This window comes from Nonomuraea sp. NPDC048882 (genome assembly GCF_040649755.1).
Classification (GTDB): Bacteria; Actinomycetota; Actinomycetes; order Streptosporangiales; family Streptosporangiaceae; genus Nonomuraea; species Nonomuraea maheshkhaliensis.
Genome location: NZ_JBEZGB010000006.1, coordinates 445461 through 458116 on the forward strand (window position 1 = coordinate 445461; position 12656 = coordinate 458116).

16 protein-coding genes are annotated in these 12656 nt (G+C 72.8%); 2 read left to right on the forward strand and 14 right to left on the reverse strand.

Annotated features, from left to right (window positions below; all coding sequences use genetic code 11):
- Window position 1: 1 nt before the first annotated feature.
- Both AB0C27_RS23900 and AB0C27_RS23905 read left to right on the forward strand, forming a co-directional pair.
- A complete protein-coding gene (locus AB0C27_RS23900; RefSeq protein WP_357847553.1) occupies window positions 2-535 on the forward strand; it encodes a GNAT family protein in 534 nt (177 codons plus the stop codon).
- 28 nt (window positions 536-563) lie between these two features.
- Window positions 564-1088 (forward strand): NUDIX domain-containing protein, encoded by a 525-nt coding sequence (locus AB0C27_RS23905; RefSeq protein ID WP_357847556.1) that lies wholly within the window; start codon window positions 564-566, stop codon window positions 1086-1088.
- Window positions 1089-1235: 147 nt separating this feature from the next.
- Here the strand turns inward: AB0C27_RS23905 and AB0C27_RS23910 are convergent, their stop codons facing one another.
- From AB0C27_RS23910 to AB0C27_RS23975, 14 genes are all read right to left on the reverse strand, one after another.
- The gene (locus AB0C27_RS23910; RefSeq protein ID WP_357847559.1) at window positions 1236-2321 is read right to left on the reverse strand and encodes an FAD-dependent oxidoreductase; all 1086 of its coding nucleotides are present in this window, start codon (window positions 2319-2321) and stop codon (window positions 1236-1238) included.
- 76 nt (window positions 2322-2397) lie between these two features.
- On the reverse strand, window positions 2398-3297 hold the full coding sequence (gene sigJ / locus AB0C27_RS23915) for an RNA polymerase sigma factor SigJ (protein WP_357847562.1): 900 nt from the start codon (window positions 3295-3297) through the stop codon (window positions 2398-2400).
- A gap of 44 nt (window positions 3298-3341) precedes the next feature.
- On the reverse strand, window positions 3342-4403 hold the full coding sequence (locus AB0C27_RS23920; RefSeq protein WP_357847565.1) for a CU044_5270 family protein: 1062 nt from the start codon (window positions 4401-4403) through the stop codon (window positions 3342-3344).
- Window positions 4393-4989 carry an RNA polymerase sigma factor gene (locus AB0C27_RS23925; protein ID WP_357847568.1) on the reverse strand — a complete coding sequence of 199 codons (597 nt, stop codon included), beginning with the start codon at window positions 4987-4989 and terminating at the stop codon, window positions 4393-4395. The genes AB0C27_RS23920 and AB0C27_RS23925 overlap by 11 nt, the downstream gene beginning before the upstream one ends.
- Window positions 4990-5067: 78 nt before the next feature.
- A complete protein-coding gene (locus AB0C27_RS23930; protein WP_106236451.1) occupies window positions 5068-5352 on the reverse strand; it encodes a gas vesicle protein K in 285 nt (94 codons plus the stop codon).
- A gap of 6 nt (window positions 5353-5358) precedes the next feature.
- Window positions 5359-5553, reverse strand: a complete 195-nt coding sequence (locus AB0C27_RS23935) for a gas vesicle protein (protein WP_346112523.1) — start codon at window positions 5551-5553, stop codon at window positions 5359-5361.
- A gap of 98 nt (window positions 5554-5651) precedes the next feature.
- Window positions 5652-6449 (reverse strand): GvpL/GvpF family gas vesicle protein, encoded by a 798-nt coding sequence (locus tag AB0C27_RS23940; RefSeq protein WP_357847573.1) that lies wholly within the window; start codon window positions 6447-6449, stop codon window positions 5652-5654.
- Entirely contained in the window at window positions 6442-6783 is a 342-nt protein-coding gene (gene gvpJ / locus AB0C27_RS23945) for a gas vesicle protein GvpJ (RefSeq protein ID WP_357847576.1), read from the reverse strand. The genes AB0C27_RS23940 and gvpJ (AB0C27_RS23945) overlap by 8 nt, the downstream gene beginning before the upstream one ends.
- A 1-nt stretch (window position 6784) precedes the next feature.
- Window positions 6785-7228, reverse strand: coding sequence for a gas vesicle protein GvpO (gene gvpO, locus AB0C27_RS23950; protein WP_357847579.1), 444 nt, complete (start codon window positions 7226-7228; stop codon window positions 6785-6787).
- Between the two features lie 4 nt (window positions 7229-7232).
- The gene (locus AB0C27_RS23955; RefSeq protein WP_346112517.1) at window positions 7233-7460 is read right to left on the reverse strand and encodes a gas vesicle protein GvpG; all 228 of its coding nucleotides are present in this window, start codon (window positions 7458-7460) and stop codon (window positions 7233-7235) included.
- A gap of 12 nt (window positions 7461-7472) precedes the next feature.
- Window positions 7473-8276, reverse strand: a complete 804-nt coding sequence (locus tag AB0C27_RS23960) for a GvpL/GvpF family gas vesicle protein (protein WP_357847582.1) — start codon at window positions 8274-8276, stop codon at window positions 7473-7475.
- A 5-nt stretch (window positions 8277-8281) separates the two neighbouring features.
- A complete protein-coding gene (gene gvpJ / locus AB0C27_RS23965) occupies window positions 8282-8737 on the reverse strand; it encodes a gas vesicle protein GvpJ (protein ID WP_357847584.1) in 456 nt (151 codons plus the stop codon).
- Between the two features lie 139 nt (window positions 8738-8876).
- Entirely contained in the window at window positions 8877-9881 is a 1005-nt protein-coding gene (locus AB0C27_RS23970; RefSeq protein ID WP_357847586.1) for a LacI family DNA-binding transcriptional regulator, read from the reverse strand.
- Window positions 9878-12646, reverse strand: a complete 2769-nt coding sequence (locus AB0C27_RS23975; protein ID WP_357847588.1) for a glycoside hydrolase family 3 C-terminal domain-containing protein — start codon at window positions 12644-12646, stop codon at window positions 9878-9880. Before AB0C27_RS23975 ends, AB0C27_RS23970 begins: the two co-directional genes overlap by 4 nt.
- Between the last annotated feature and the right edge of the window lie 10 nt (window positions 12647-12656).

Below are 12656 nucleotides of genomic sequence, written 5' to 3' on the forward strand. Positions count from 1 at the left end.
CGTGATCTATCTTGCGCAAGGGGGCCGGGTGGCGATCCGGTACATCTGCCTGGCGGACTTCGACGAGCTGTCGGCGCTGCACCAGGAGAGTGCCGAGATGCTGGCCAGGTGGATGCCGGGGCCGCCGATCGTCACGTACGAGGACTTCGAGGGGTACCTGTCCAGGTTCGACGGCCCGCTGCACGAAGGCTTCCTCATCTGCCGGAGCGACACCGGCGCGATCGTCGGCCGGGTCAACGTGAACAACATCATCCGCGGCACCCACCAGAGCGCCACCATCGGCTACTCCGCCTACGCCTCCACGACCGGCCGCGGCTACCTGACCGAGGGGCTGCGGCTGCTCGTCGGGCACGCCTTCGGCGAGATGGAGCTGCATCGGCTGGAGGCCAACATCCAGCCGTCGAACACCGCCAGCCTGAGCCTGATCGAGCGAGTCGGCTTCAAGCGGGAGGGTTATTCGCCCAGGTTCCAGTTCATCGACGGGGCTTGGCGGGACCACGAGCGCTGGGCCATCACGGCGGAGATGACCACGTGAGTGAGGCGACCAGGTGCGAGGTGACCGCATGAGTGAGGTGATCCTTCGGGAGTCGGCGCGGGTGCTGGTGATCGACCGCGCCGACCGGCTGCTGCTCTACCGGGGCCGGCTGCTGCAGGTGGACGATCCATCGTACGCCTGGTTCACACCGGGCGGGGGCGTCGATCCCGGGGAGAGCGCACGGCGGGCCGCGGCCAGGGAGTTGCGGGAGGAGCTGGGGCACGTCGTCTCCCCCGACGCGCTCGGACCGGTGGTGGCGACCAGCGAGGGCCCGTGGACCTCCGGCGGGCGGCGGTTCTTCGCCCGCGACTCCTTCTTCGCCCTGCGTGTGGACGGGCTGGAGGTGGACACCTCGGGCATGGACGAAGAGGAGCGGGAGTCGACCGACCACTTCCGCTGGTGGAGCCTGGGCGAGCTGGCCGGCTCGGATCTCGACGGCGAGCAGGTCGTGCCGGCGGGGCTCGGTCCGCTGGTGAGCCGCATCGTCGCCGGCGACCCGCCCGCCACCCCGGTCGTCCTGCCGTGGCACCTGCTGAACGACGGCCAGACCTGACGGCATGTAGCCGGGAAGCGCCCAGTCCCCACAGCCCCCAGCCCAACGGGCCCCGGCCTCACAGCCCCAGACCGACAAGCCCCAGGCCGACGGGCCCCGGCCCGATGGTGCCTGGCCCTCACGGTGCCCGGCCGCGCGGGGCGGGAGTCAGTGGCGCATGGTCCAGACGGTGCCTCGGGTGATGGTCTCCTTGAAGGCGGCCGAGGCGGGGCCCGTCATGACGGTGTCGAGCGGGCTGTCGTCCGCCCTGGTGAACTGGGTGACGCCGTCGTGGCGGCCCAGGCTGACGTTCTGCCAGACGTACCGGAACCTGGCCGGGCGCGGATCGCGGCCGGTCAGCAGGTCGGCGACCGCCCGGCCCGTGCAGACGCCCATGGGCAGCCCCGTCTGGCAGGCCATCCTGGTCGCGTGGCCGGCGGCGGCCGCGTCGCCGATGCCGAAGACGTCCGGGTGCGACACCGACCGCAGGGTGCGGTCCACCAGCATGCGGCCGTGCTCGTCCGTGGCCAGACCGGCGGCGGCAGCCAGGCCGGGGACGCGGAAGCCGGCCGCCCACACCACGGTCCCCGCGCGCAGCTCGTCCCCGTCCGCCAGCAGCACACACTCGGGGCCGACACCGGTGACCCGCGCGTGCTCGCGTACGGAGACGCCCATGCGGGCCAGCGCCCGGTGCACGTGGTGGCGGCCTCGGGCGGACAATCCGGGCCCGACCTGGCCGGCGGACAGCAGCTCGGCGCGCAGGCCGGCGGCGGCGAACTCCGCCGCCGCCTCGATGCCGGTCAGGCCGCCGCCGACCACGGTGACCGGCCCATGCCCCGAGGCCAGGCGGGCCCGCAGCAGCGCCGCCTCGTCGCCGGTGGCCAGCGGGTACGCGTACTCGCTCGCCCCCGGCACCGCTCCCGCGTCCGAGCCGCTCCCGAGGGCGTAGACCAGGATGTCGTAGCCCACCGTGTACGGCGGCGCGTCCAGCTCGACCGTCCTGGCCACCGGATCGATCCCGACGGCCCTGGCCACCACCAGCTCGACCCCGGTCCCCGCCAGCAGCACGGCCAGCGGCAGGTCGGGCAGCCGCTGCCCGGCCGCGAGCTGGTGCAGACGTACCCGCTCGACGAACCGGTCCGCCGCGTTGACCAGCGTCACCCGTGCTCCGGCGCGGCGCAGCCGGCGGGCGGCTCGCTTGGCCGCCGCCAGCCCCGCGTAGCCCGCGCCCAGCACCACGATGCGGTCCTTCATGGTTCCTCCCCTGTCGAAGTCCCCACTTGAACCGGGCACGCGGGAGGTTCGTGACAACCCGGGCCTATGACGCGAGTCACATGAGCTGGGCGGTCGCGTAGGCGAGCTTGGCCGGGCTCAGTACCGTGCGGACCGCGGCGACCCGCCCGTCCGCGATCTCCACGGCCATGATCGCGAGCAGCCCGCCGGGCTCGCGGATGAGCACCGCCGGCTCACCGTTGACCTCCTCGAACGCGAACGTCACCTGACCGGCCTCGGGGCGTCTGCTGAGCCCGCTCAGGTAACGGGCCACCCTCGCCCGGCCGCGCACGGGCCGGCGCGCGGCCGTGCCCCCGCCGCCGTCCGCCCAGGCCACGACGTCGTCGGCGAGCATCCGTTCCAGGGTCTCGACGTCGCCGTCCACGGTCGCGGCGAAGAAGCTCCTGACGATCCGCAGATGTTGCTCGCGGTCGCCGTCGAAGCGTTTGCGCGGCTGCCCGACGTGCGCGCGGGCGCGCCGGTGCAGCTGGCGCGAGTGCGCCTCCTCGATGCCGAGGATCCCGGCGACCTCCGCGTGCCCGTACCCGAACGCCTCCCGCAGCACGAACACGGCCCGTTCCATCGGGTTGAGCCGTTCCAGCAGAACGAGCAGGCCCATGGACACCGACTCGCGCTGCTCGACCGTCTCCAGCGGGCCGAGCGCGCCGTCGCCCGTGAAGACCGGCTCGGGCAGCCAGGGCCCCGCGTAGCTCTCGCGGCGTACGCGGGCCGAGGCGAGCCGGGTGAGGCAGAGGTTCGTGACGACCCTGGCCAGCCAGGCGGCCGGCACCTCGACCGGTCCCGCGTTCCGCCAGCGCAGGTAGGTCTCCTGGACCATGTCCTCGGCCTCGGCGGCCGACCCGAGCAGCCGGTAGGCCAGCCCGAAGAGCCGCGCCCGCTGCGCCTCGAACTCCCGGACCTCGAACTCCCCCGCCTCGGCCTGACTGTCCGCCTCCATTCATCCGATGCTAGGCGGGGGTCTGCCGGGGCAGCCCTCCGGGTTCAGGGGAGTTGGCCTGGTTTGTCCACGATTCCGGTGGTGAGTTCGGCGGTCGCGTAGAACGTGCCCTTCGCGGCGACCAGAGAGCCGTGGATGAAGTCGTCCTCCAGGTTCTCCACCCGCCTGCCGAGGTACCGGAAGGTCTCGGGGTCGAGCACGGTGTACGACCGTTCGACGAGCCGGCCGTCGGCGCGGCGCTGACCGGGGTCGTAGGCCAGGCCGAGGCCCGTGCGCCCTATCGCGTCCTGAACGCCCTGGTCGATCCGGACGCCGGGGATCCTGGCCAGCGCCCGGAAGATCGCCGCGGCCAGCTCGGGCGGCACGGCGTTCTCCTGCCCCAGGTAGAGCGTGAGCACCCGGAACGCCCGCGCGTCCGGCGGCTCCTTCCCGGCCTCCTGCACGGGCTTGGTCCGCCAGTGCGCGTCGCCCTTGACGTGGGCCAGCAACTTGGCCGGATCGGTGGGCAGGGCCGCCAGCTTGGCCGCGTACTGCTTGGGCGAAAGGTCGTCGTCGTCCGGATCCGGCCCGACCGTGCGCAGGTCGAGTGGGCCGTGGTTGTGGCGGGTGGCCTGCTGCCCGCCGTCGTGGCGGGTCCAGTACTCCTGCGTGTCGCGCTCGGTGTCGCCGGGCTGCCTGACCACGGCCTGCCGGTACAGCCACTGGTCGTCCCTCGGCCTGGCGCCCGGCTCGCGCCGCTCGGCCACCGAGGCGGCCCGCAGCAGGACGACGCGCGGCTCGCCGATCGGCGTCGTCGTCACCTGTGTGGTGGCGATCCGCGGCGCGGGCGGCTGGTCGACCCGGTTGAACACCACGATCCCCGCGGCGGCGGCCGTGGCGAGCACCAGCGCGGACGGCGCCAGCCACAACCTGCGCGTCCTCCTGGGCTCACGACTGGGCTCACGGCTGGGCTCACGGCTGGGCTCACGGCTGGGCTCGCGACTGGGCGCACGACTGGGCGCACGACGCCGATCGAGGGATCGGGCGCGCAGCGCGTCCAGGCGCTCGCCGGTCGGCTGAGGGGCGTCGGCGCGCAGCCTCTTCAGCAGCTTCAGGTCATCGTCCACGGCCGGGCTCCTCCTCCGAGACGGCGGCGCTCGGGTCGACGCCGCCCAATGCCGCCCTGGTCTTCTTCCTGGCCCGGTGCAGGCGCGAGCGCACGGTGCCGACCGGGATCCCCAGCGCGCCCGCCACCTCCTCGTAGCTGAAGTCGGCCCAGGCGACCATCAGCAGCACCTCCCGGTCCCGCGGCGACAGCGCGGCCAGCGCGCTCGCCAGCTCGCGCTGCGCGGCGCCCGCCGACACCCGTGACTCCACCCGGTCGGCGTAGCTCTCGGCGACCTCGTCCACGCCGGTCCTGGCCAGCACCCGGTACGCCCTGACCTCGGTCCGCCGGTGCTTGCCGACGATGTTGGCGGCGATGCCGTACAGCCAGGGGCGGGCGTCGCGGTGGGCGGTGTCGTAGTGCCCGAGCCGGCTGAAGGCCGCCAGGAACGTCTCCGCCACCACGTCGTCGGCCAGCGCGTCGCCCAGCCGCCGCGTCACGTACTGGTGCAGGGCGGGGGCGTGCCGGTCGAACAACGTCGAGAAGAACCCGGGATCGCTCCTGGCACGCCTGATCACCTCCGCGTCGCTCAGCTCTGTGTCCGGCATCAAGCTCGAACTCCGTTCCTCAGGTCCTGTCACCCTTCTTCACCCGAAGCGGGCAACGGAGTTCTCGCGGGACGGGAGTCAGTCCGCGGGCAGGAGCGTACCGAGGGGGCCGAGGTCGAGGTTGAGGTCCTGCGGGGTGAGCTCGAAGCGGGCGCACAGGTCGGTCATCGCCTCTTCCAGGCGCATCAGGGTGACGCCGAGCACCTCGATCTGCTCGTCCGTCAGACTGCCCTGCTCCATGCGGCGTACGCACTGGCGCTCCACGAGCTGGCGTACCAGCTCGACCAGGGTGAGGACGAGGCGGCTCAGGTCGCGCTCGACCGTCTCAGGGTCGGCGGCGACCCGCCAGCGGGGCGTCTCCATGGCCGGTCACCAGCTCCCTTCGAGCTCGTCCACGGACGCGATCAGGGCACGCAGCGAGATGCGGACGAGGTCGATGTCGGCGATGGACAGCACCAGATCGCCGGTCACCACGACGCCGCCGGCCAGCAGCCGGTCCAGCAGGTCCACGAGGGCCACCCGCTCCGGCGGCAGCCGCTCCTCCGCCACCACGTCCCGTCTCACGCCGCCGCTCCGCACGCCAGCATCATGACCGCCGCCACCCTGACCGCCCGTCTCACGTCGCCACCACGTCCGGTCTCACGTCCACGCCCCGGCCCGGCTCACGTCGCCTCCATGACCGTGAACGAGTACGGCGCCCACGGGCCGGTCAGCCTGATCTCCACGCCGTCCCCGCCGAAGGTGCCGGCCAGCTCGGCGAACTCGGCGTCGCGCTCCTCGTCCACCAGGTACGCGCCGTTCAGCAGCATCGGGTCGTCCCGGCCCGACAGGCGCGGGTCCTGGGCGCGGTGGCGCAGCCCGGCGGCGGCGACGGCGGCCAGCGCCCGGTGGATGTGGTCGGCCCGCTGGAGCGCCTGCCTGCGGGCCTGCTCCCGCCCGCGCAGGCTGGTCCGGCGGCGCTGCAGGTACGCGGTGCCGGGCCGCCCTGCGTGCGCCTCGGCGCTCTGCTGCGGGTGCTCCTGCTCGGCGGACTGGACGGCGTACGCCTTGACGCCCCACTCCCTACGGCCGGTGACGTGCTCAAGCAGGCGCAGGAAGTCGTTCTCCCGCCGCTCCAGCAGGTCGGCGACCTGGGCGTCGTCCGCGTACACGGTGACGAGCCGGACCGGCGCGGTCGTCGTGAGCGCCGCCACCGAGTCGACCACGCGGTGATGGGCGCGGGCGGTCTCGGCCAGCCAGTCCATGTCCTCCAGCGACCGGCGCAGCGGCTCCTCCCCGAACCGCTCCAGCGGCACCGTGCTCACGTAGGCCACCAGGCCGGCGTGGGTGATCGTGCGCACGGGGGCGCCCGCGACGCCGTCCGGTGCGGGCAGCGGGTCGCGGGCCACCGCGTACAGGTAGGTCCCCTCGCCCTCGCCGGAACCCAAGCCCTCGTCCGTCCCCTCGCCCTCGTCAGTCATCGAGCTCCCCCGGCCGTTCGAGCGCGGCCACGCGGCGGCGCAGCCGGCGGTTCTCCTCCACGAGCTGGCGGTCCCGCCCCGACAGGAACGGGTCGTGCTTCCACCAGTCGATGCCCAGCTCCTTGGCGGTGTCCACCGAGGCGATCAGCAGCCGCAGCTTGATCGTGAGCAGCTCGATGTCGAGCAGGTTCACCCGGATGTCCCCGGCGATCACCACGCCCCGATCGAGCACCCGTTCCAGGATGTCGCCGAGGTTGGCGGGCTCACGGCCGCCCGCCCCCATCGCGCCGTACGCGGGCCGGGCCACAGGGCCGGACGACGATGCTCTGTCCATGTCAGTACGCCTCGCTGTACTCGGCGTTGGCCCGCTTGTATCTCCGGATCCTGCGATAGGACAACAGGCTGCCCTCCTTGTCGATCTGCACCTGGTAGAGGGCGAGGATGTCGCCCGAGGAGGGGATCCTGCGGTCCTCGACCACCTCGACCTCGACCACCCAGCCGCCGTCGGACGGCGCGACCGAGGTGACGCCCTCGACGCCTTTCGTGGTCAGCTCGGCGATGTGGCGCAGACCGACGCCACCGGCCGTCACGGCGGTCAGCTCACCCCTGGCCCGCTCAGGTGCCGGTTCCGGTTTCGCTGCCGGCGATCGTTCGGACGGCTGCTCGGATCGCTGCTCCCGTGGCCGCTCGGACGCCTCGTCGCGGGACCGGGACGGGGCGTCCGTACGGAACCGGCGGCGTACGCGCGGCTGCTCCGCGGCGGGACGCCTGATCGTCATCGCTTCACCTCCGGGTCGCCATTCGCAGCACCTGCTCGACGGCCCGGCGCTCCTCCTCCTCGGAGATCTCGCCGGCGGCGCGCATCGCCTCGATCTCCTCCAGCTTCCTTCGCACGGTCGCGGGGTTGCGCGTCTCGCGTTCGACCTGCTCCTGGATCATCTCCGCGAGCCGGATCAGCCCCCGGACCGGCAGCGTCAGCGGCCAGGTGAAGATGCCGCTTATCAGGCCCATCGGTCATGCCCTTCACGCCTGCGCGACGACGAAGTCGTACGGAGCCATCGGGCCGAGCAGCCGCAGGGTGACCCGGCCCTCCCAGCGCTGGCCGAAGTCCCGCAGCGCCCGCTCCAGCCGTTCCTGCTCGTCGGTCCTGCTCAGCAGGGCCAGATGCACGGCGTCCTGCTCGTGCGACGGGTCGCGCATGACGGCCTGGGTGAACAGGCCGGTCAGGGCGTCGGCGAGCAGGTTGGTGTCCATCTCGCGCTTGGCCTCGATCGAGGCGTTGATGATCTCGCCGAGCCTGATCCGCTCATTCCTGGTCGCGTCCTCCGGCTTGCCGCGGATGGCCTCGCGCAGCGCCTGCGCCTCCGGGCTCTCGGCGAGGATCTCGGTCAGCACGGCGACCTCGTCGTAGCGGCCCTTGACGACGTACTCGGCGTGCCCCTCGACCTCGTTCAACGCGGAGAGGAAGTCGTCGTGGTGCGGCCCGAGCAGCTCCTCCTCGACGGCCTCGGCGCTGGCCAGGACGGCGCCGAAGCGGAACGGGAGCACGGGGCCCTTGGCGGCCAGCGCGTCGAGCAGCCCTTCGTGGGCGTAGAAGTCGTCGGGCCGGCCAAGCGGCTCGGTCACGTCGACGTCGCTGACCAGGGCCGCGATCTCGCCGTGCTCGATCAGCCTGACCTCGCCCGCGGGGTCGCCGAGTCCGCGCTGGTCGGAGGGCAGTTTCGTGTTCGCGCGGACGACGCCGTACACGTACGAGCCGAGAGTCGGGCTCTGGGTGGCGGCCTGGTCGGGCGCGGAGGCTCCGGAGACCTTCGTCGGACGTCCCATGGCGCTCAGCCTTCCTCTCGCTTGGGCCGGAACTTCCTCTTCGGCGGGCCCTGGTGCGCGCGGTCCACCTCGACCTCGGTCTCGGACTCCGCCGCCTCGGCCGCGGGATCGCGCTGCTCGCCGGTGAGCTCGCCGGCGTTCTCCACGACGCCCTGGATCATCTCCTTGGCCTCGTCCTTGGCCGGGACGCCCTTGGCGTCCGCGATGACGTCGGGCAGGCCCTTCTCGCTCTTGGTCAGGTCGAGCCGGTTCGCGGCCTCGGCGAAGCGCAGGTAGGTGTCGACGCTGGCCACGACGATGCGGGCGTCGATGGTCAGGATCTCGATGCCGACGAGCGACACCCTGACGTAGGCGTCGATCACGAGACCCTTGTCGAGGATCGTGTCGATCACGTCGGCGAGGCCCGACGGCCCGCCGCCGCCCCCCGCGCCGGCTGACGCCGGTTGCACAGACGTACTCATATGGTTTCCCCCTCGCCACCGCCAGCCTGCCCGCGAAATACGACAGGGAATCACAAACCAGGCAGATTTGACGTACGCCTCGTGTACGGACGAGTACCTTCCGTACTTTTGAGACGAGGGGGTGTTTGCCGCAGAAACCTCAGGTGCTGGCGCGTACGGCGAGCAGCGGCGTCAGGAGCGTCGACTCGGGGACCGCACGCCCCTCCAGCTTGTCCATGACCAGGCGGACCGCCTCCCTGCCCACCTCCTCCGCCGGGATCAGCACCGACGTGAGCGGCGGCCCGGCCCGCTCGGCGACGTCGTCGGGGCAGATCGCCACCACGGCCACGTCGTGCGGCACCCGCCGGTCGAGCTGGCGCAGCGCCGCCAGCACGTGGCTGACCGCCGCCTCGTTGTGCACGACCAGCCCGGACAGGCCGGGACGGTCGAGGAGCAGGTCGCGGACGGTCTCGTACACCTCGTCGAACGTCTCCTCGCAGGGCAGCGTCACGCCCTTGAGCCCGTGAGCGTGCAGCGCCCGCGCGAAGCCCTCGCGCGTGCGCGTGGCGAAGCCGGTGCCCCGGTCGTAGACCACCGACGGCGCCCCGAGCAGCGCGATCTCCTCGTGCCCGCGCTCGGCCAGGTGTTCCACGCAGCGCGCCCCCGCCGCGGCGAAGTCGAGGTCCACGCAGGTGAGCCCGGCGGGCTCGGCGGGGAAGCCGATGAGCACGCTCGGCTCGGCCAGCTCGCGCAGCAGCGGCACCCGGCGGTCGTCCAGCTCCACGTCCATGAGCACCAGCGCGTCCACCAGCGCGCTGGCCGCCACCCGCCGGATGCCCTCCGGGCCCTCGTCGGCGGTCAGCAGCAGCACGTCGTGGTCGAACCGGCGCGCGGCCGTCACGACGGCGCTGGCGAACCGCATCAATACGGGCACGTGCATGCCCGCGCGCAGCGGCAGCACCAGCGCGATCACGTTGGAGCGCTTGCTGGCCAGCGCGCGGGCGCCGGCGTTGGGGTGGTAGCCGAGCGCGCTGATGCTGTCGAGCACCCGCCGCCTGGTGTCGGCCGAGATCGTCCGCTTGCCGCTGAGCACGTACGAGACCGTGCTGACGGCCACCCCCGCGTGCTTGGCGACCTGCGCGATCGTCACCGTGCGGCCGCTCAAGCCCCGGCTCCGAAGTCGATCCCGGCCAACGTCACGCCCTCGTTCTCGAAGACCACGTAGAGATCCTGCACTCCGCCGGCGTCTTCGAGCCAGGTCTCGACGGAGTGGTAGCCGTATCGGGAGGTTCTGGGCACCGGGAACGTGGCCAGCGTCGGCCCGTAGAGGGGGTCGCCGCGGCGCAGGGTGATCACGCCGCCCTCGGTGCTGCCCGCCCGCGCCACGCAGCGCGTCCTGCCGGTCAGGTCCACCTGCCGGAACAGGATCCAGGCGCCCTCCGCGTCGGAGCTCACGGCGTCGCCGTCCACCCTGGTCTCGTCCACGAAGGTGATCGCGTCGTACTCGTCGTGGCAGGACGCCCGCAGCGGCCCCCGCTGCGGCGGGACGGTCTCGCCCTCGACCTCGAAGCGGGCGCTCAGACGCAGGTCGGTGGCGCTGCGGCCGACCATGAGCTGATGCGGCGCGCTCTCGACGACGAACCTGCTCCTGGTGACGTCCCAGAAGGCCAGCTCGGCGACGGGCAGCCGGAGCGTCACCGTACGACTCTCGCCCGGCTCCAGGCGCACCTTCTCGAACCCGCGCAGGCGGCGCAGCGGCTGCTTGACCCGGGAGCGCTGCTGGTGGGTGTAGAACTGCACGACCTCGACGCCGGGGCGCGTGCCCGTGTTCGTCACCGTGGCCTCGGCCTCCAGCACGCCGTCCGCCAGGCGGACGCGCAGGCCCGCGTAGTCGAAAGTGGTGTAGCTCAGGCCGTGGCCGAAGGGGTGCAGGGGGACGCCGCGGAAGTACTGGTAGGTGGCGTCGGAGGCGATGATGTCGTAGTCGAGCAGGTCGGGCAGCTCCCGCTCCGAGCGGTACCAGGTCTGGGTCAGGCGGCCCTCCGGGTCGGCGTCGCCGAACAGCACCTCGGCCAGGGCGTGGCCGTACTCCTGGCCGCCGTGCGCCGACCACAGCACGGCGGGCAGGTCGCGGGCGGTCCAGGTGAGCGGGTAGCCGCTGGTGAGGACCAGCACCGTACGCGGGTTCGCCGCGCGCACAGCCCGCACCACGGCGTCCTGGGCGGGCGCCAGGGCCAGCGTCATGCGGTCCTCGGTCTCGCGCCCGTTGACCAGCGGATGGTCGCCGGCGACCACGATCGCCACGTCCGCGGCGCCGGCCAGCCTGGCGGCCTCTTCCGTGCCGCTCCTGACCACGTCCATGGCCAGCCAGACGGCCTGGTCGGCGTCGTCCACCAGGCACAGCACGCCGTCGTCGGCGGCGCCGACGTAGCAGCCGGTCGAGATGTGGCGCAGGGCGAGCGTGCCGCGCGGGCGCTCCTCCATCCGGAACGTCTGGCGCACCTCCCATCCGTTCGGGCCCGGCTGGTCGTTGACCAGCGTCACGCCGTCCACGGAGACGAACCTGCCGGTGGTGACCGAGCGCAGCGCGTACGCGCCGCCGCCCCAGTCGAACAGGTCGAACAGCCCGGCCCGCGCGCCCACGCCGAGCGGCCCGCCGGCCGGGTCGGCCGCGACGGGGCCGGACTCGGCGGTGAGCGTCACCCGGTCCACGGCCTCGCAGAACACCGTCTCGCACCGCTCGGCCAGCCCGGCGCGGGCGGTGACGGCGTAGGGCAGGGTGCCGCTGTACCAGTCCTCCATGAGCGCGTCGCCGAGCTGGCCGATCACGGCGACCCTGGTCACATCGCGCAGCGGCAGCAGCCCGTCGTTCGCCAGCAGCACGAACGAGCGCCGCGCCGCCTCCCTGGCCAGCGCCTGGTGCTCGGGGCAGTTGACCACGTTGTCGTTGACGTCGTCGTACGGCGTCGCCGGGTCGAACTCGCCCAGCCGGAACCGGATCGACAGCGCGTGCCGGACGGCGGCGTCGACGTCCGCCTCGGCCAGCAGCCCCTGGGTCAGGGCCGCGCGCAGGTGGCCGAGCGTGGCCTCGGCGCGGTCGTCGTCCTGGGTGAAGCTGTCGATCCCGGCCTTGACCGCGTGCGCGTACGCCTCGGACAGCGTGTCGTGGTAGCCCTGCGGCGCGGTGAGGTTGCCCGGCGCGTACGCGTCGCTGACCACCAGCAGGTCGTCCGGCGCCCAGGCCCGCAGCGCCTGCCCGATCAGCGGGCTGAGGTGCGCGGGCCGCCCGTTGACCAGGTTGTACGACGGCATCACGGCCACCGCCACGCCCTCCTCGATGGGGGCGCGGAAGGCGGGCAGCTCGTACTCGTGCAGCACCCGAGGCGGCAGGTTGCTGGAGGTCGTGCACCGGTCGGTCTCGTTGTTGTAGCCGAGGAAGTGCTTGAGCGTGGGGGCTGTCTTGAGGGTTCCGGGAGCGCTCCCAGATAGTCCGCGGGCGTAGGCGCTCGCCATGACGGAGGTCAGCCACGGATCCTCGGAGTAGCCCTCCTCGTTCCGCCCCCACCGAGGGTCGCGCAGCGGGTTGACCACGGGCGCCCACACGTTGAGCCCCGCGCCCGCGGGGTCCTTGTGGTGGAAGGCGAGCACCTCGTCCCCCGTCGCCTCCCCGACCCGGCGCACCAGGTCGCGGTCCCAGGTGGAGGCCAGGCCGACGGCCTGCGGGAACACGGTGGCGGGGCCCAGCCAGGCCAGGCCGTGCAGCGCCTCGGTGCCCGTGCGGAACGCGCCGATGCCCAGCCGCTCCACCGGCGCCTGGTACTGGTGCAGCAGGCCCACCTTCTCCTCAAGGGTCAGCCTGCGCAGCACGTCGTCGATGCGGTCGTGAAGGGGTACCGCCGGGTCACGGAAGGGGGGTTGTTGCATGATCATCCCTCTGAGA

Bases quoted from the DNA above. Each gene is read 5' to 3' on its own strand.
- gvpO (WP_357847579.1), bottom strand. From the start codon at position 7,228: ATGACGATCAGGCGTCCCGCCGCGGAGCAGCCGCGCGTACGCCGCCGG.
- AB0C27_RS23905 (WP_357847556.1), top strand. From the start codon at position 564: ATGAGTGAGGTGATCCTTCGGGAGTCGGCGCGGGTGCTGGTGATCGAC.
- AB0C27_RS23940 (WP_357847573.1), bottom strand. From the start codon at position 6,449: ATGACTGACGAGGGCGAGGGGACGGACGAGGGCTTGGGTTCCGGCGAG.
- AB0C27_RS23925 (WP_357847568.1), bottom strand. From the start codon at position 4,989: ATGCCGGACACAGAGCTGAGCGACGCGGAGGTGATCAGGCGTGCCAGG.
- gvpJ (WP_357847576.1), bottom strand. From the start codon at position 6,783: ATGGACAGAGCATCGTCGTCCGGCCCTGTGGCCCGGCCCGCGTACGGC.
- AB0C27_RS23955 (WP_346112517.1), bottom strand. From the start codon at position 7,460: ATGGGCCTGATAAGCGGCATCTTCACCTGGCCGCTGACGCTGCCGGTC.
- AB0C27_RS23910 (WP_357847559.1), bottom strand. From the start codon at position 2,321: ATGAAGGACCGCATCGTGGTGCTGGGCGCGGGCTACGCGGGGCTGGCG.
- AB0C27_RS23975 (WP_357847588.1), bottom strand. From the start codon at position 12,646: ATGATCATGCAACAACCCCCCTTCCGTGACCCGGCGGTACCCCTTCAC.
- AB0C27_RS23930 (WP_106236451.1), bottom strand. From the start codon at position 5,352: ATGGAGACGCCCCGCTGGCGGGTCGCCGCCGACCCTGAGACGGTCGAG.
- gvpJ (WP_357847584.1), bottom strand. From the start codon at position 8,737: ATGAGTACGTCTGTGCAACCGGCGTCAGCCGGCGCGGGGGGCGGCGGC.
- sigJ (WP_357847562.1), bottom strand. From the start codon at position 3,297: ATGGAGGCGGACAGTCAGGCCGAGGCGGGGGAGTTCGAGGTCCGGGAG.
- AB0C27_RS23960 (WP_357847582.1), bottom strand. From the start codon at position 8,276: ATGGGACGTCCGACGAAGGTCTCCGGAGCCTCCGCGCCCGACCAGGCC.